Source organism: Lysobacter sp. Hz25 (assembly GCF_046097045.1).
GTDB classification, from domain to species: Bacteria; Pseudomonadota; Gammaproteobacteria; order Xanthomonadales; family Xanthomonadaceae; genus Lysobacter; species Lysobacter antibioticus_B.
In genome coordinates, this window is sequence record NZ_CP175666.1 from 1,369,699 (window position 1) to 1,386,321 (window position 16,623).

13 protein-coding genes are annotated in these 16,623 nt (G+C 66.4%); 6 read left to right on the forward strand and 7 right to left on the reverse strand.

Annotated elements, in window-relative coordinates; genetic code table 11:
• Positions 1-25: 25 nt before the first annotated feature.
• The 6 genes from ACKN61_RS05735 to ACKN61_RS05760 form a co-directional block, all read right to left on the reverse strand.
• Positions 26-1,198 carry a DegT/DnrJ/EryC1/StrS family aminotransferase gene (locus ACKN61_RS05735; protein WP_408952681.1) on the reverse strand — a complete coding sequence of 391 codons (1,173 nt, stop codon included), beginning with the start codon at positions 1,196-1,198 and terminating at the stop codon, positions 26-28.
• 24 nt (positions 1,199-1,222) lie between these two features.
• Entirely contained in the window at positions 1,223-3,136 is a 1,914-nt protein-coding gene (locus tag ACKN61_RS05740) for a hypothetical protein (RefSeq protein WP_408952682.1), read from the reverse strand.
• A gap of 56 nt (positions 3,137-3,192) precedes the next feature.
• Positions 3,193-3,609: a pilin gene (locus tag ACKN61_RS05745; RefSeq protein WP_408952683.1), complete on the reverse strand. Its 417-nt coding sequence runs from the start codon at positions 3,607-3,609 to the stop codon at positions 3,193-3,195.
• Positions 3,610-3,763: 154 nt separating this feature from the next.
• Positions 3,764-4,186, reverse strand: a complete 423-nt coding sequence (locus ACKN61_RS05750; protein ID WP_408952684.1) for a pilin — start codon at positions 4,184-4,186, stop codon at positions 3,764-3,766.
• 694 nt (positions 4,187-4,880) lie between these two features.
• Positions 4,881-6,287 (reverse strand): sigma-54-dependent transcriptional regulator, encoded by a 1,407-nt coding sequence (locus tag ACKN61_RS05755; protein ID WP_408952685.1) that lies wholly within the window; start codon positions 6,285-6,287, stop codon positions 4,881-4,883.
• Positions 6,288-6,386: 99 nt separating this feature from the next.
• Positions 6,387-8,012 carry a PAS domain-containing sensor histidine kinase gene (locus tag ACKN61_RS05760; protein ID WP_031371625.1) on the reverse strand — a complete coding sequence of 542 codons (1,626 nt, stop codon included), beginning with the start codon at positions 8,010-8,012 and terminating at the stop codon, positions 6,387-6,389.
• A gap of 252 nt (positions 8,013-8,264) precedes the next feature.
• Between ACKN61_RS05760 and sucC the strand changes: the two genes are divergently transcribed.
• The 3 genes from sucC (at position 8,265) to ACKN61_RS05775 (ending at position 12,680) form a co-directional block, all read left to right on the forward strand.
• Complete coding sequence (gene sucC / locus ACKN61_RS05765) at positions 8,265-9,431, forward strand: ADP-forming succinate--CoA ligase subunit beta (protein WP_223619744.1); 1,167 nt, start codon at positions 8,265-8,267, stop codon at positions 9,429-9,431.
• A 12-nt stretch (positions 9,432-9,443) separates the two neighbouring features.
• Positions 9,444-10,319, forward strand: a complete 876-nt coding sequence (sucD, locus tag ACKN61_RS05770) for a succinate--CoA ligase subunit alpha (protein WP_031371627.1) — start codon at positions 9,444-9,446, stop codon at positions 10,317-10,319.
• Between the two features lie 384 nt (positions 10,320-10,703).
• Positions 10,704-12,680, forward strand: a complete 1,977-nt coding sequence (locus ACKN61_RS05775) for an NAD+ synthase (protein WP_408952686.1) — start codon at positions 10,704-10,706, stop codon at positions 12,678-12,680.
• A 366-nt stretch (positions 12,681-13,046) separates the two neighbouring features.
• Here the strand turns inward: ACKN61_RS05775 and ACKN61_RS05780 are convergent, their stop codons facing one another.
• Positions 13,047-13,946, reverse strand: a complete 900-nt coding sequence (locus tag ACKN61_RS05780; protein WP_408952687.1) for an outer membrane protein assembly factor BamD — start codon at positions 13,944-13,946, stop codon at positions 13,047-13,049.
• A gap of 105 nt (positions 13,947-14,051) precedes the next feature.
• Between ACKN61_RS05780 and rluD the strand changes: the two genes are divergently transcribed.
• Genes rluD through ACKN61_RS05795 form a run of 3 tightly spaced genes read left to right on the forward strand, consistent with a single transcriptional unit; the run spans position 14,052 to position 16,614 of the window.
• On the forward strand, positions 14,052-15,026 hold the full coding sequence (gene rluD, locus ACKN61_RS05785; protein WP_057916968.1) for a 23S rRNA pseudouridine(1911/1915/1917) synthase RluD: 975 nt from the start codon (positions 14,052-14,054) through the stop codon (positions 15,024-15,026).
• Positions 15,023-15,793 (forward strand): peptidoglycan editing factor PgeF, encoded by a 771-nt coding sequence (gene pgeF, locus ACKN61_RS05790; RefSeq protein ID WP_408952688.1) that lies wholly within the window; start codon positions 15,023-15,025, stop codon positions 15,791-15,793. Before rluD ends, pgeF begins: the two co-directional genes overlap by 4 nt.
• On the forward strand, positions 15,793-16,614 hold the full coding sequence (locus ACKN61_RS05795) for a hypothetical protein (RefSeq protein WP_408952689.1): 822 nt from the start codon (positions 15,793-15,795) through the stop codon (positions 16,612-16,614). The genes pgeF and ACKN61_RS05795 overlap by 1 nt, the downstream gene beginning before the upstream one ends.
• Positions 16,615-16,623 lie beyond the last annotated feature (9 nt).

Genomic DNA, 16,623 nt, shown 5'->3' on the forward strand with positions numbered 1-16,623 from the left:
TATCAGGTTCTGCGATCCATGGTTCTCAGTTTGCGAGCGTTTCCTTGACGGCGTCCACTACTCGCGCCACATCGGCGTCCTGGAGCTTCGGCGAAAGGGGCAGGCTGACGGTGTTGCGTCCGATGCGCATCGCGTTCGGCCATTGTTCCGGGTTCCAGCCGAACCGTTCGCGGTAATAAGGGTGTTCGGCAACCGAGAGGTAATGTACGCCGGTGCCGACGCCCTGTTGATTCATTCGATCCAAAAACGCATCACGGTCGATGCCGGCGCGTTCCTTCTCGACCATCACGGTATACAGATGGAATGCGTGTCGTGTGTCCGGCTCCGGCGGCGCGGGCAGCCGAACGGGCAGTTCGCCGAGGGCCTGGTCGTACATGCTCCATATGGCGCGGCGTCGCTCCCAGCCTTGTTCGACTCGCGCCAGTTGGTGAAGGCCGATCGCTGCTTGCAGATCCATCATGTTGTATTTGAAGCCACATTCCATGACCTGGTAATGCCGGTAGCCGCTGTCGCCGAAGCGATGCCAGGCATCCTTGCTCATCCCGTGCAGCGCCAGCATCCGTGCACGCGCGATCAATTCCGGGTCGCGGCCGACGATCATGCCGCCCTCTCCGGTGATCACGTTCTTGGTCACATAGAAGCTGAAACAGCCCAGGTCGCCGAACGTGCCTGCCTTGGCGCCGCGATATTCGGTTTCGATCGCGTGCGCGCAATCTTCAATGACCAGCAGGCGATGCTTGCGGGCGATCGCCATGATGCGATCCATATCGCAAGGACGCCCTGCAAAATGTACCGGCATGATCGCGCGGGTGCGCGGAGTGATCGCCGCTTCGATGGCGTCCGGATCGATGTTCTGGGTGATCGGATCGACATCGGCGAGCACGGGAACCAAATCTGCGTGCAGGATGGAATTGACTGTGGCGCAGAAGGTCAAAGGGGTGGTGATCACCTCGCTGCCTGGTTCTATGTCCGCCGCCACCATGCCTACATGGAGGGCGGCCGTGCAGGAATTCACGCCGGCCACGTGTTTGGCGCCGGTTCCCTTGTATGCAGCGAAGTCGGCTTCGAAACGGGCGACTCGCGGCCCGGTGCCTAGCCAGCCCGACCGAAGGCAGGCCTCCACTTCGGCGATCTCCGCTTCCTGGATGTCGGGTGCGGCAAAAACGAGAAACGGTGCTTTGGGGGCACTGGGGAGCATCGGGGCGTATTCCAGATGGAGAGCTCAGCGCGCTGCGTTATCCGACAAGGCTGCGCGCGCTGATTGCAGCATGTCCTGCCCCTGTTTGTCGTGGCTGTCGATGAGCTTTTCCAGGCTCGCCAACAACTGCTCGGCCTCCACTCGCTGGCCATTATGTGCCAGTGCCTGGACCAATAAGCCGCCAACTTCCGGTGTCGATGGCGCTTGCCAGGCCAAGCGGGCCTGGACCAACGTTTCCGGCCACAGTTTGGCTCTGCTGTAAGCGATAGCGGCCGCATAACGCAATTGCCATTTCGGCAACGCGTCGTCGGGCTGGGCGCGCGCCTTGTCTGCGATCGAAGCGATCGCATCGGCGACCCGCCGAGGGCCCAGGCTCTCGCAACGGCCTTCTTTATTGCTCTGCAGCAGCAGGCCGACGGCCTGGATTTCTCCAATCGTGAGCTTGTCTCGTGCATCGGCGACGGCTTTGTCCAGCCAGGCAGGATCCGTGCCGCGGCCGCGCAGGCAGCTGATGGACGTCAGATCGATATAGGTAAGCGATCGAGTGCGCGGGTTGTCGTTGGCGGTCAGCGGCAACAGCAGTTCCGCTGCCACGTCGTAAAAGCCTTTGTTGATCGCGCTGATGGCTTTAGCCTGGATCGCACGCACCGATTGAGGCTGGTTCACCACCGCGTGTTCGACAATCGCGTCCTTGCTGCGCCATATCACTGCTTGTCGATAGGTGGCTGTCCCGAATCCGACCGCGATGAGCAGCGATGCGACTGCTGCGGCTGCACGTATCCGTGTGTTGGACAAGACTCGGTTCGGAAGCAGGCCAAGCAGTCCGGCGAGCATCAGCAGCAGGCCGATGGACGGCAGATAGTTGCGGTGCTCGTAATAGAGCTCCAAAGGCAGGATGCTCGATTCCACGCCGTGGGCGACGAGGAAGAAGAACCAGCCGGCGAAGACACTCGGGGCGCGGCGGCGCAGCGCAATCGCCATGCCGCTGATGACGATCAACGCCAGGATCGACAGTGCGGTAGTGGCCGGGGTCAGGAAGCCGGTCGAGACGGCGAATCCGTCGGTGTAGAGGCCCATTTCGGAGCCGCGCGGAAACAGGATCAGCCCTACGTAAGACATGAGCGCGCGCGATTGCGACAGCAAGCGTTCGAGCATGCTGAAGTCGCGCAAGTCGTAGCCGGCGAGGAGCAGGTGCGGGCGAAACAGCAGAATCAGGCCGGCAGCGCAGGCTGGCAGCACCAACGTCAGGCCGTAGAAGATTCCCAGCAAGCGACGGGCGATGGCATCGCGGGAAAAATAGGCGATCTCGATCACCAGGCACAAGCCTGGCGCGACGACAGCGTTTTCCTTGCTGAGCAAGCCGAGCAGGCACAGGGAGGGCAAGACCAGGAACAGCCACACGATCGCCGGCTTGTGCGCGCCCGCTTCGAGCCGACGACGTCCCGCCAAGTAAGCCAGCAACGAGGCCAGCACGAAAATCGTGCTGAGTTGGGCCATCCGCTGGATGACATACAGCACGGTGCTGACGTGCAAGGGATGCAGCAGCCATAGCATCGTCGCTACGGTCGCCATCGGCAGGGCATAACGCTCCAGCTTGGGATCGCGCGCCATAAGGCGGCGCAGCAGCAAGAAGCAAAGGACCCCGCATGCGAGGTGGATCGCCAGATTGCCGAGTTTGTACTGGTAGGGATACGAACCGCCCGCCCATGCGCTGAACAGGAACGAGAGCATGGAGACTGGACGCCCGAAGGGGCCGGACACGTTGCCGAACACAACCTCGCGCCATCCGACGTCGCCAGCGAGCCACGGCGTGAGAGGCGCAAGGTTGAAGTTGTCGTCGAACAGAAAAGGGCCGGGGAGCCCCACGCCGTACAGCAGAAATGTTGCGGCGAAGGTGAGGTACAAGGCCAGCCTGAAATGAGTTGCTTCTTTGCTCATCCTCTACTTCTTGCATTCGCCGCCGGGCTGGCCGGTCGGCATTCTGGCGAAGCTGCTCAGGGCCCTCGGCACTCGGCCGGAACCAGGACTTGGCTGGTGCCCGCGGGGACGCTGCAGGTCCAGGAAAGACGTCCCTGGTTGGAGGTCGGCCTCAAGGTGAAAGTCACCGAGCCCGATCCGGTCGTAGTGCGTGCGGTAATGACGCCGTTGGCGCCGATCGCGATAGGTGCGCAATATTCCGAAGCGCTGGGGGCGTAACCGGTATTGGTCGCCGTCACCAACGACAGGGAGCCGCGGTCCTGGGCCGTTTCTGCGACCGAGAGCTTGGCTCCAGCCGCGATATTCAGGCATTCGCTGTTCTTGGTGCGCGCAGCGTAATCGAGATAAAGAGGCAGCGCGATGGCGCTAAGGATGCCCAAGATCGCTAATACGATCATCAGCTCAATCAAAGTAAAACCATGTTGGCGATTCATTGGGGCCCCCGATCGGTTTGTGGCAGTGCGGCTGGATGGGTTATCGGCTCCGGGGGAAGAACCGATCTGACGATGTACTTAATGCGTCCAATGCACTTAGAAGAAGCCCCAGCGCGAAGGCTGGGGCTTCCGGCAACGCTATGCGGCTAAACGATTACGGAGCGCGGCATTCGGCCGGGATCTGCGCGTCGTTGGCCTGGCCAGCGGCGGTGCAGTTCCAGTCGATGCGGCCCTGATCGGCCTGCGGGGTCAGCGTGAAGGTCACGTTCGGGCCGCCGGTGTCACGGCTGACGGCGGTGATGATGCCGGTGCCGGCGCCGATGGCGATCGTGTTGCAGTAACGGCTCGGCTGGAACTGGAAGCCGGTGTTGGTGGCGGTGATCGCGCCCAGCGAACCACGGTCCTGAGCGGTTTCGGACACGGCGAGCTTGGCGCCGGCGGAAACGTTCAGGCACTCGGCGTTCTTGGTGCGGATGGTGTAGTTCTGGTACGCCGGCAGAGCGATGGCGATCAGGATGCCGAGGATGGCGATGACGATCATCAGTTCGATGAGGGTAAAGCCTTGCTGCTTCTTCATGGTATTTCCCCTAGGAGTGATTGAGTTGCTTCACGTGCCTGCAGGCTCGATTGCTCGGTCCTTCGGCAGCCGTGCGTGCCGCACGTGCATAAAGGAATACGCACATCCCATGCCAACCTTCATTGTCGTGAACCGGGGGATCGAAAGTGATAGTCAGGTCACGTAAAGCGAGTTCGAGACCTTGGGCGGGGTGACGCAAAAGGTCAGTCGGAGGGCTGTGATGGTGACCTAATGCGTCATGTTGCACATTGATCGGCCGGAACTGAGGCGCCCGTCACGCAAGGCTTGGCCGGTGCCGGATCCACGGCAAATGAGCAGGAAAAACGAATCGACGGTGCGTTTCGCGGCGCTCGCAAGGGCCTGGTTCGGGCGGCGGCCGCGCCCTGCAGCGACTGATGGCGGTCGCCGCGTGCATGTAGGCGTTCGGCGCGTGCACGAGTGGCGCGGCATGGCGGGGCGAAGCGCTTCGGCTGCGTATGCGCAAGCTGCCACGAGGCTTCGTTTCGATGAGTGGGCGAGCCGCGTCGATGGGGCGCGCGGAAAGCCGCGTGCTCGATAACCGAGGAGTCTGTTGCGGACCACCGATAGCCGACGACGCGGCAGGTGCGTCGGCCGCGTTGCGTTCGCGACGATGCTGTCGATGGTGCGGCAGGCCCAACCGAACGATGACGTCGTTCGGCCGAGCGCTCGCGGATCAGTCGATCCCGAGCTTCTTGAGCTTGTAGCGCAGCGCGCGGAAGGTGATGCCGAGCGCGGCCGCGGTGCGGGTCTTGTTGTAGCGGTTTTCCTGCAGCGCCTGCTGGATCGCGGCGCGCTCGATCTCTTCTATATAAGAAGGCAGGGCGCTGGTCGCGGTGTCGCGCGGGTTGAGGGTGCGCGGGTCGACGGCGCCGGCCGCTTGCTGCGGCGCTGCGCCTGCGTTCTGCAGTTCGTTCGGCGGGGCCTGGGTGGCCAGGCGCGGCAGGCGCAGGTCGCTGGCGTTGAGGACTTCGCCTTCGGCCAGGGCGAGCGCGCGTTCGAGAATGTTCTCGAGCTCGCGCACGTTGCCCGGGAAGCCGTAGGCGCGCAGCGCTTCCTGGGCGTCGTCGCCGAGGCGCGGCACCGGACGGCCCTGGCTGCCGGCGAGGCGGTGCAGGATCTTCGCGGCCAGGCCGGGCAGGTCGTCGAGGCGTTCGCGCAACGGCGGCACGCGCAGCTCGATCACGTTGATGCGGTAGTACAAGTCCTGGCGGAAGCGGCCTTCGGCGACGAGCGCGGCCAGGTCCTTATGGGTCGCCGACAGGATGCGCACGTCGACGACGAGCTCGGCCTGGGCGCCGACCGGGCGAATGGATTTTTCCTGGATCGCGCGCAGCAGCTTGACCTGCATCGGCAGCGGCAGCTCGGCGACTTCGTCCAGGAACAAGGTGCCGCCGTCGGCGGCCTGGAACAGGCCGGGCTTGTCGACGTGGGCGCCGGTGAAGCTGCCTTTCTTGTGGCCGAAGAACTCGCTTTCCATCAGCTCGGCCGGAATCGCGCCGCAGTTGACCGGCACGAACGGGCCATCGGCGCGGCCGCCTTCGGAATGGATGGTGCGCGCGACCAGTTCCTTGCCGACGCCGGACTCGCCGGCGATATACACCGGGGCCTGGCTGCGGGCGACCTTGCCGATGGTCTGGCGCAGTTTGATCATCGCCGGCGATTCGCCGTACAGGCGCGAACCGACCGCTTCGCTGGCGCTGCGGCGGGTGTCGTTGAGTTCGAGGGCGTGGCGCACGAGATCGCGCAGCACCGCCAGGTCGACCGGCTTGGCGACGAAATCGAAGGCGCCGGCCTTGAGCGCGTCGACCGCGGCTTCGACGTTGCCGAAGGCGGTGATCATCGCGACCGGGGTATTGGGGTATTTCTGGCTGATCTCGGCGACCAGGTCCATGCCCGAGCCGTCGGGCAGGCGCATGTCGGTCAGGCACAGGTCGTAGCGATTGCGCAGCAGCTGGCTGCGCGCCTCGCCGAGGCCCGATGCGGTGTCGCAACGCAGGCCCATGCGGCCCAAGGTCATGACGAGGAGCTCGCGAATATCGCGCTCGTCATCGACCACCAATGCACTACGAGTTTCTGCCATTGCGCCCTCCACCGCCCACGATAGCTTAACGAGGCCGTCGCGGCCAAGACGCACAGGTTCGGGAATCCCCGATCGGGAATCCGCTCACGCAAGTATGGCTCAGACCAGGGACAGCGCGCTCGCTCCGGCGAGCCGGATGCGGAAACAGCCGCCGCCGCCGGGCACCGGCACGAAGTCGAGCGAGGCCTGATTGGCCCGGCAAAGCTCGCGCGCGATGTACAGGCCGAGGCCGGTGCCGTGGCTGGAGGTGGTGAAGAACGGGCGGAACAGGCGTTCGGCGACCGACTCGGGAATGCCGGGGCCGCGGTCGAGCACGTCGATCGCCGGCAGGCCGACTTCATCGAAATACACGTGCACGGTGACCCGCGCCGGTTGGCCGGGAATGCGGCCGTAGGTCAGGGCGTTGTGCACCAGTACGGTCAGGGCCTGGTGCAACTGCCTCGGGTCGACCAGGGCTTCGACCTGGCTGCGCGGGCCGGTCGCGCGCAGCGTGTCCTGTTCGATCGGGTGGCTGGTGCGGTATTCGTCGACGAATTGGCGCACGAACCCCATCAGTTCGACATGCTCGGGCTTGGCTGGCTCGCGCCGCGCCATGCCGAGGACGTTCTCGACGATGCCGTTCATGCGCGAGCCCTGCTGGCGCACGATCTCGAGCAGGCGGCGGTCGGAGATGGCGATGTCGTGCGACTCCTCCAGCAACTGCACGGCGTAGTTGATCGCGGCGAGCGGGTTGCGGATCTCGTGGGCGAGGCTGGCCGAGAAGCGGCCGAGCGCGGCCAGGGTGATCGACTCGGCATGGCGCGACACCAACGAGGTGTCGTCGAGGAAGATCAGGGTCTGGTCGCTGCCGGCGAGCAGGCGGGTGAAGCGCGGCACCACCTCGGGCAGGTCCGGGGCGAGCTGCAGCGGGCTTTCGTCAGGCCGGCCTTCGGTGCGCCAGCGGCTCAGGCGGCGCGCCAGTTCCGGCGAGGCGATCGCCAGCACGCGATGGCCGTGGCGCTGGCCGTCGTATTCGCCGGAGTCGCCGAGCAGCAGCATGGCCGCCTCGTTGGCCAGGCGCAGACGGCCTTCGCCGTCGACCAGCAGCACGCCGGTGCGCATGCGGCGGATGATGAGTTCGTTGATCTCGGCGTAGTTGGCGGCCTCAGCGCCGCGGCGCTCGGCCAGGTCCTGGGTTTCGCGCATCTGCCGGCCGAGGGCATTGGTCAGCAGGGCGATCGAGAGGTAGCCCAGGGCGAACATGATCGGCTCGGCGACGGTCCGGCCGAGGCTTTCGCCGCCGATCTCGTTCCAGATCCATTCGCCGATCAGGCCGATGCAGGCCACGACCGCGGCGCCGATGCCGTAGCGGGCACGCAGCAGCAGGGCTGCGGCGCCGACATTGAACATCAGCATCAGGGCGATGCCGGTGCCGGCGCGCGGCAGGGCGTGGATCGCAAGGATGCCGAAGAACAGGTCGCTGGCGATGCCGGCGAAGACCTGGCTGCGCAGCTCGCCGCGACGGCTGAACAAGAACAGCAGGCTGGCGATGAACAGATAGGCCAGGGCCAGCGAGCGCGCGAACAGGTCGTGGCGCGGCGCTCCGATCAGGTCCGCCACCGGTCCGAACAGGAAGAACACCAGCAAGGCGGCTTCCAGCAGGCGGTACAGGGTGAAGAAATAGAGTTCGCGGCGCAGCGCGAGGTCGGCATCGGCCGGACTGACGGGGGCGAGACCTGACGGCAAGCGGGTTTTCCCTGCGCGGGCGGAGTGTCGATCAGTATAGGGCGACTGGCTTGTCCCGGCCTGCGCCGATTGCGCGGCTGGGGCCGAAGCGGGCGGGAAGGGGGGCGGGGGACGCTCAGGCCGGCCTGGGCGGCCGGAATGGCGGGTTTTGCTTCGGCCCGCCCCGATCGGCGACAATGCGGCCCCCTCGCGCGTGCTCCGGCTTCCGGCCGCATGCACCTGCGGGACGTCTTTCACTCCCCTCGGTGACGCATGAATTTTCACGAATATCAGGCAAAGCAGCTGTTTGCCGACTACGGCATCGCAGTGCCGGCCGGGCGCGTTGCGCGCACTCCCGATGAGGCCGTTGCGGCCGCCAAGGCCATTCCGGGCGATCTTTGGGTGGTCAAGGCCCAGATCCACGCAGGCGGCCGCGGCAAGGCCGGCGGCGTCAAGCTGGCGAAGAACTTCGACGAAGTGAAGCAGTACGCCCAGGCCATGCTCGGCACCAAGATGGAGACCTACCAGTCGGCCGGCGTCGCTCTGCCGATCGATTCGGTGCTGATCTCCGAAGGCACCGACATCGACAAGGAACTGTATTTGTCGATCTTGGTCGACCGCTCGACCCAGTCGGTCACCTTCATCGCTTCGGCCGAAGGCGGCGTGGACATCGAGAAGGTCGCGGAGGAAACCCCGGACGCGATCAAGACCGTGCACGTCAACTACGTGCAGGGCCTGCAGGCCTACCAGTGCCGTGAGCTCGCCTTCGACCTCGGCCTCACCGCCAAGCAGGCCGGCCAGCTGACCACGATCATGCTGGGCCTGTACAAGCTGTTCAACGAGAAGGACCTGGCGCTGGTCGAACTCAACCCGCTGGCGATTCTTACCAACGGCAACCTGGCCGTGCTCGACGGCAAGGTCAACAGCGACGACAACGCGACCTTCCGCCACAAGGATCTCGCCGCGATGCGCGATATCCGTCAGGAAGACGAGACCGAGGTGCTGGCCAGCCAGCACGATCTCAACTACGTCACCATGGACGGCAACATCGGTTGCATGGTCAACGGCGCCGGTCTGGCGATGGCGACCATGGACGTCATCCAGCTGGAAGGCGGCTCGCCTGCCAACTTCCTCGACGTCGGCGGCGGCGCCACCAAGGAGCGCGTGACCGAGGCGTTCAAGCTGATTCTCAGCTCGGACAAGGTCGAGGCGATCTTCGTCAACATCTTCGGCGGCATCGTCCGCTGCGACATGATCGCCGAGGGCATCATCGCCGCGGTCAAGGAAGTCGACGTCAAGGTGCCGGTGATCGTGCGTCTTGAAGGCACCAACGTGGAAGCAGGCAAGGAACTGCTGAAGAATTCGGGTCTGGCCATTACCCCGGCCGACAACATCAACGATGGCGCGAAGAAGGCGGTTGCCGCCGTCGCTGGCAAGTAAGGGGCTAATGACATGTCCGTTTTGATCAACAAGAACACGAAAGTGATCGTGCAGGGCTTCACCGGCTCGCAGGGCACCTTCCACGCCGAACAGATGCTCGAGTACGGCACCAAGGTCGTCGGTGGCGTGACCCCGGGCAAGGGCGGCACTCAGCACCTCGGCCTGCCGGTCTTCAACACCGTGCGCGACGCCGTCAACGAAACCGGCGCCGACGCATCGGTCATCTACGTGCCGCCGCCGTTCGCGGCCGACGCGATCCTGGAAGCGGCCGCTGCCGGCATCAAGGTCATCGTGTGCATCACCGAAGGCATTCCGGTGCTGGACATGCTGCGCGTCAAGAACACGCTCAACGGTTTCGACGACGTAGTCCTGGTCGGTCCGAACTGCCCCGGCGTCATCACCCCGGGCGAGTGCAAGATCGGCATCATGCCGGGCCACATCCACAAGCCGGGCAAGATCGGCATCGTCTCGCGTTCGGGCACGCTGACCTATGAAGCGGTCAAGCAGACCACCGACGTGGGCCTGGGCCAGTCGACCTGCATCGGCATCGGCGGCGACCCGATCAACGGCACCAACTTCATCGACGCGCTGAAGTGGTTCCAGGACGACCCGCAGACCGAAGGCATCATCATGGTCGGTGAGATCGGCGGTTCGGCCGAGGAAGAAGCGGCCGAGTTCATCGCCCAGTACGTGACCAAGCCGGTGGTCGGCTTCATCGCCGGCGCTTCGGCGCCGAAGGGCAAGCGCATGGGCCACGCCGGTGCGATCGCCTCGGGCGGTTCGGGCACGGCCGAAGGCAAGTTCGCGGCGATGGAAAAGGCCGGCGTCACCACGGTGAAGTCGCCGGGCGACCTCGGTGCGGCGATCGCCAAGCGTCTGGCCAAGTAAGCGGCCGGTTCGCTAAATCGTTGTTGGGAAGAGGCCGCCTTCGGGCGGCCTTTTTTTGGCGGGGATGGCAGGGCGTGCCCTCACCCCAACCCCTCTCCCGTGAACGGGAGAGGGGCTTTAAAGACGGTGCCTTCGAGGCCTGGGCTCTGCGAGAGTCCTGGAACTTCGGGATGCCGAGATTGAGTGCGCCGTGGATACAGGGAACACTTACCCGCAGCCCAGACTGAGCCCCTCTCCCGCTTGCGGGAGAGGGGTTGGGGTGAGGGCCGCTTTTTCCTACAGAAAGCCTGAAGCGCAAGCGCCACACTGGCCGCTCCCAGGCACAGGAGCGCAAGGATGCGTCCAGGCCAGAAACGCGACTTCGCCCGTCGCTTGCGTCGAGCCATGACCGACGCCGAACGCAAACTGTGGTTCTTCCTGCGCAACCGGGTGCTGATGGGCTGCAAGTTCCGGCGTCAGCATCCAATCGCTCCGTATGTGGCTGACTTTGCTTGCCTGGAACTCGGCGTCATCGTCGAAGTCGACGGCGGCCAGCACGCCGACCGCCAGGCCGATGTGGTCCGGAGCCGTTGCCTGCGCTCCCACGGCTACCGCGTCCTCAGATTCTGGAACAATGACGTCCTGACGCAGACCGAGGCGGTGCTGGAACGGATCCATGCCGCGCTGGTCTGCCATGCTGTCGGCCCAGGCCGCCGTTCCCTGCCTAATCCTCCTATCGCCCCCATGTCCAAGACCCTGCGCATCGCCCTGGCCCAGTTCGACTTCCCGGTCGGTGCGGTCGAAAAGAACGCCGACCGCATCGCGGCGATGATCGTCGAGGCCCGCGACCGGCACGGCGCCGACGTGGTGCTGTTTCCCGAACTCGCGGTCAGCGGTTATCCGCCGGAAGACCTGCTGCTGCGGCCGAGTTTCCTCGCCGAGTGCGAGGCCGCGCTGGTGCGGATCGCCCAGGCCGCGCGCGGCATCGTCGCGGTGGTCGGTTGGCCGCAGGCCGCCGGCGCGGTGGTCTATAACGCCGCCAGCGTGCTGCGCGACGGGCGCATCGAAACCACGTACCGCAAACGCGAGCTGCCGAACTACGCGGTGTTCGACGAGCGCCGCTACTTCGACGTCGATCCCGACGGCGAGGCCTGCGTGTTCGAGGTCGAGGGCGTCGCGGTCGGCCTGGTGATCTGCGAAGACCTGTGGTTCGCCGAGCCGCTCGCCGCGACCGCGGCCGCCGGCGCCCGCCTGGTGCTGGTGCCGAACGCCTCGCCGTTCGAGCGCGACAAGCACGCCCAGCGCGATGCGCTGCTGGAAGTGCGGGCCAAGGAAACCGGCGTCGCGCTGGCCTATCTCAACGTCGTCGGCGGCCAGGACGCCCTGGTGTTCGACGGCGCCTCGGTGCTCGCCGACGGCAACGGCCATGTGCATCCGGCCGCGACCGCGTTCGAGGACCACTGGCTGCTCGCCGACTATCGCGACGAAGACCGCAGCTTCGTGCCGGTGGCTTGGCCGGCCGAGCAGGACGAGGGCCGCGACTCGCTGGCCTGGCGTGCGGTGGTGCGCGGCACCCGCGACTACTGCCGCAAGAACGGCTTCGACAAGGTCTGGCTGGGGCTGTCGGGCGGCATCGATTCCTCGCTGGTGATGGCGGTCGCGGTCGATGCGCTCGGCGCCGAGAACGTAGTCGCGGTGCGCATGCCCTCGCGCTACACCGCCGACCTGTCCAACGACCTGGCCGCCGAACAATGCGCGAGCCAGGGCGTGCGTCTGCTGGCGCTGCCGATCGAGAAGCCGTTCCAGGGCTATCTGGACACGCTGGCTGAGGTGTTTGCCGACAAGGCGGTCGACGTCACCGAGGAAAACCTGCAATCGCGCACCCGCGGCGCGCTGTTGATGGCGATGAGCAACAAGTTCGGCGGCCTGCTGCTGACCACCGGCAACAAGAGCGAGTACGCGGTCGGCTACGCCACCATCTACGGCGACATGTGCGGCGGTTACGCGCCGATCAAGGACTTGTACAAGACCGAGGTGTTCGCGCTCGCGCGCTGGCGCAACGCGATCGCCGGCGCGCCGGTGATTCCGTGGGCGGTGATCGATCGTCCGCCCTCGGCCGAGTTGCGCGAGAACCAGAAGGACCAGGATTCCTTGCCGCCTTATGACGTGCTCGACGCGATCCTGTTGCGTCATGTCGACCAGGAGCAGTCGCGCGACGAGATCGTCGCGGTCGGCTTCGATCCGGCGACGGTCGACAAGGTGCTGCGCCTGGTGCGCATCAGCGAATGGAAGCGGCATCAGGCCGCGCCGGGGCCGAAGGTCTCGCGGCGGGCGTTCGGCCGCGAGCGTCGTTATCCGATCACGAACGGTTACGTCGGTTGAGCGCGTAGCGTTCTAGTAGGAGCGGCGTGAGCCGCGAGCAACCGAAGCGATCGATACCACGCCCTGACCCGAAGCCCGGTCCTCCGCGCGCGAAACCGCGCTTGCGTCGTTGCCGCGGCGGCACGGTCGCGGCTCACGCCGCTTCTACAGGGGCAGCGGCGGCGCCCGGGAAGCGATCGATACCACGCCCCCGAAGCCCGGTCCTCCGCCGCGCGAAACCGCGCTTGCGTCGTTGCCGCGTTAGCGCGGTCGCGGCTCACGCCGCTCTTACAGGGGCAGCGGTGGCGCCCGGGCAGGCTCGATCCGCCACAAAAAACGCCGCCCGAGGGCGGCGTTTTCTTTGGTGCTGTGCGGCGAAGCGGGCGCTTACTGCTTGCGCTTCTCTTCGTCGCGGTCGCGGTTGTCGACGGCCGACTTCTCGCCCGCGAACGGGTTGAGCTTGCGCAGGTTGCTCGGGTAGTCCGGCCAGTCTTCCGACAGCGCCGGGTGGGTGGCGTCGTTCTGCTGCAGCACGCGCTTGGCGTCGGCGGCGAGGGTCTGGTTGCCCAGGCCTTCGTAGGCCTTCATCAGCACCGCGACCGCATCGTTCTGATAGCGGCTCTGCGGATAGGTCTCGAGCAGGTACTTGGCCCGGTCGGCCGAGGCCACGAAGGCGGTGCGGCGCAGGTAGTACAGGGACACGTCGAGCTCGTGGCGGGCGAAGGTGTCGCGCAGGGCGAGCATGCGCTTGCGCGCGTCCTCGGCGTAGCGGCTGTTCGGATAACGCTCGACCACGATCAGGAAGTCGTTGTAGGCCTGCATCGGCGTCGACAGGTCGCGGCGGCTGACGTCCAGGCGCCAGACGCGCTGCAGGAACACCGTGTCGCGGCTGGAGTTCACCAACCCGCGCAGGTAGTACAGGTAGGCGACGTTGCGGTGGGTCGGGTAGGTGCGGATGAAGCGGTCGATGCTGCTGATCGCGTCGTCGTGCTTGCCCGACTTGTACTGGGCGTAGGCCGTTTCGACCAGAGCCTGCTCGGTATAGGGGCCATAGGGGTACTGCGCGACCAGGCGCTTGAAGCTCGCCTCGCCCGAGGCCCAGTTGCCGTTGACCATCGAGCCGTGGGCCTTCTGGTAGATGGCCTCGACCGGCTGGCCTTCGTCCGCGTCTTTGTCCTTTTTGAACATCTTGCCGACGCGGCTGCAGCCGGAGGCAGCGAAAACCACGATCAGCAGCAGGCAAAACAGGCGAACAAGTCCGCGGGAAGAGGCAAAACGTACAGTCATGGCAGGCATCGACGGGCGCCGGAGGCACGAAGCGCCGATAATAGCAGTCCGCGGGTCGTGCCCCTTAACCGATCCCGTCTCCCCGCCGCCGTATAGACCCCTCCGATGACCGAGCCCCGCCAGACCCTTACCGCCACCGTGCCCGACAGCGCCGCCGGGCGCCGCTTCGATGCGGTTCTGGCCGAACTGTTCCCCGATTACTCGCGCTCGCGCCTGGCCACCTGGATCAAGTCCGGCGACGCGCGCCTGAACGGCCGCGAGGTGCGGCCGCGCGATCCGGTCCAGGGCGGGGAGTCGGTCGAGCTGACCGTCGTCCTCGACATCCAGACCCGCGCCGAGGCCGAGGACATCGCCCTGGACGTGCTGTACGAGGACGCCGACGTGATCGTCCTCGACAAGCCGGCCGGGCTGGTCGTCCACCCGGGCGCCGGCAACCACGCCGGCACCCTGGTCAACGCCTTGCTGCACCGCGATCCCGGCCTGGCGACCCTGCCGCGGGCGGGCATCGTCCACCGCCTCGACAAGGACACCTCCGGGGTCATGGTCGTGGCCCGCACCCTGCCCGCGCATACCTCGCTGGTCGAACAGCTGTCGGCGCGCGAAGTGCACCGCCAATACCTCGCGGTGGTGGTCGGTGCGCTGGTCTCTGGCGGCACCGCCAACGCGCCGATCGACCGCCACCCGCGCGATCGCCTGCGCATGGCGGTGCGCGAGGACGGCCGCGATGCGGTCACCCATTACCGCCTGCGCGAGCGCTTTCGCGCCCACACCCTGCTCGAATGCCGCCTGGAAACCGGGCGCACCCACCAGATCCGCGTGCACATGGCGCATCTGAAGCACCCGATCGTCGGCGACCCCTTGTACGGCGGCCCGCTCAAGCTGCCCAAGGGCGCGACCGACGGCCTGGTCGAAGCCCTGCGCGGCTTCAAGCGCCAGGCCCTGCACGCCGAGACCCTGGAGTTCGTCCATCCGGTCAGCGGCGAGCCGATCCGCTGCACCGCGCCGGTGCCGGCCGACCTGCGCCATCTGGTCGCTGAGCTGGGCGCCGACACTCGCGCCGCCGCCGAGGCTGGCCGATGACCTCGGACGCCGCGCCGTGGATCGATGCGCAGTGGCCGATGGCCGCGTCCGTGCACGGTTTCACCACGGTGCGCGGCGGTCTGGGCGTGTCGCAGGCGCCGTTCGATCGCTTCAATCTCGGCACGCGCTACGGCAGCGACCGCGACGATCCGGCCGCGGTGACGCGTAATCGTGAGCTGCTGGTCGAACGTGCGGGCTTGCCGTCGCCGCCGCGTTGGCTGCATCAGGTGCATGGCGTCCAGGTGGTGCGTTTCGACGGCCGCAGCGAGGCCGGCGACGAACCGGTCGGCGACGCCTCGGTGACCTCCAGCCCCGGCACGGTGCTGGCGATCCTCACCGCCGATTGCCTGCCGGTGCTGTTCGCCGCCGAAGACGGCAGCGAAGTCGGCGCCGCCCATGCGGGCTGGCGCGGCCTGGCCGCCGGCATACTCGAAGCGACGGTCGCGGCGATGCGCACCACGCCCGGACGCTTGCGCGCCTGGCTCGGGCCGGCGGCGGGTCCGCAGCACTACGAAATCGGCGCCGAAGTGCGCGAGGCCTTCGTCGCCGGCGATGCCGAGGCGGCCTCGGCCTTCGTGGCCACGCGGCCGCAGCATTGGCGCGTCGATCTGTATGCCCTGGCGCGGATGCGTCTGGCGCAGGCCGGCCTGGCGGCCGATCATATCCACGGCGGCGGGTTGTGCACGATTTCCGAACCCGACCGCTTCTACTCCCATCGTCGCGACCGCCGCACCGGCCGTATGGCGACCCTCATCTGGATGCAATGATGACTCTCTTGGCCCAACGGACGGTCCTGTCCCTTTCTTTATCCCTCACCGCGCTGCTCTGCGCCGACGCCATGGCGGCGGATTGCGAGGCGCGCGTTTACGACCTGCTGCGGGCGGCCTATCCCGGCAGCGCCGGCGAAACCGGCGATGAGGGCGAGCTGCTGCGCACCGCCGGCTCGCCCACGCGTTGGATCAATCTCGGCGAAGTGGCCTGTAAGGTCTGGCCGGCCTCGCCGGACAAGACCCTGTTGGCGGTGCGGCTGCGTCACCAGGCCGCGACCGGCATGGACAGCGACACCGCCGACCTGGAAGTGCTGGTCGCCGATTCGGCGCGTCCGCGGATCCTGCAGCGCTACCGCGAGGACGACGCGTTGCAGTCCGATGCGGTGCGGATCAGCTCGGTGACCCTGGACACCGCGCGTTATCGCCTCAACGAGAGCACCACGGCCTTCGGCGTGCGCATCGGTTACACCGGTTCGTCGCGCCCGAACCCCTACGGCAGCACGGTGATGAACCTGTACGTCGTCGACGGCGCCAAGCTGCGGCCGGTGCTGAGCAAGCTGGAAGTGTCGAAAGAGCGCGGCGAGTGGGACACCAATTGCGCCGGCGAATTCGAGAACGTGCAGCGCACCGTCGCGATCGACGCCAAGCGCGACCGCGGCTATGCCGGCCTGCGCGTCAACAGCGTCGAGGAAAGCACTCGCAACGAGCTCGACGACAAGGACTGCAAAGAAGTGCCCGGCCCGACCAAGAAGAGCAGCGTGCGCCTGGCCTATGACGGCCGCGAGTACACGGTGCCGGACGATCTGCGCGGGCTGTAAATGCGAAAT

What these genes read in the sequence shown, in the direction of transcription:
- ACKN61_RS05735 (WP_408952681.1), bottom strand. Translation starts at nt 1,198, where the DNA reads ATGCTCCCCAGTGCCCCCAAAGCACCGTTTCTCGTTTTTGCCGCACCC.
- ACKN61_RS05740 (WP_408952682.1), bottom strand. Translation starts at nt 3,136, where the DNA reads ATGAGCAAAGAAGCAACTCATTTCAGGCTGGCCTTGTACCTCACCTTC.
- ACKN61_RS05745 (WP_408952683.1), bottom strand. Translation starts at nt 3,609, where the DNA reads ATGAATCGCCAACATGGTTTTACTTTGATTGAGCTGATGATCGTATTA.
- ACKN61_RS05750 (WP_408952684.1), bottom strand. Translation starts at nt 4,186, where the DNA reads ATGAAGAAGCAGCAAGGCTTTACCCTCATCGAACTGATGATCGTCATC.
- ACKN61_RS05755 (WP_408952685.1), bottom strand. Translation starts at nt 6,287, where the DNA reads ATGGCAGAAACTCGTAGTGCATTGGTGGTCGATGACGAGCGCGATATT.
- sucC (WP_223619744.1), top strand. Translation starts at nt 8,265, where the DNA reads ATGAATTTTCACGAATATCAGGCAAAGCAGCTGTTTGCCGACTACGGC.
- sucD (WP_031371627.1), top strand. Translation starts at nt 9,444, where the DNA reads ATGTCCGTTTTGATCAACAAGAACACGAAAGTGATCGTGCAGGGCTTC.
- ACKN61_RS05775 (WP_408952686.1), top strand. Translation starts at nt 10,704, where the DNA reads ATGACCGACGCCGAACGCAAACTGTGGTTCTTCCTGCGCAACCGGGTG.
- ACKN61_RS05780 (WP_408952687.1), bottom strand. Translation starts at nt 13,946, where the DNA reads ATGACTGTACGTTTTGCCTCTTCCCGCGGACTTGTTCGCCTGTTTTGC.
- rluD (WP_057916968.1), top strand. Translation starts at nt 14,052, where the DNA reads ATGACCGAGCCCCGCCAGACCCTTACCGCCACCGTGCCCGACAGCGCC.
- pgeF (WP_408952688.1), top strand. Translation starts at nt 15,023, where the DNA reads ATGACCTCGGACGCCGCGCCGTGGATCGATGCGCAGTGGCCGATGGCC.
- ACKN61_RS05795 (WP_408952689.1), top strand. Translation starts at nt 15,793, where the DNA reads ATGACTCTCTTGGCCCAACGGACGGTCCTGTCCCTTTCTTTATCCCTC.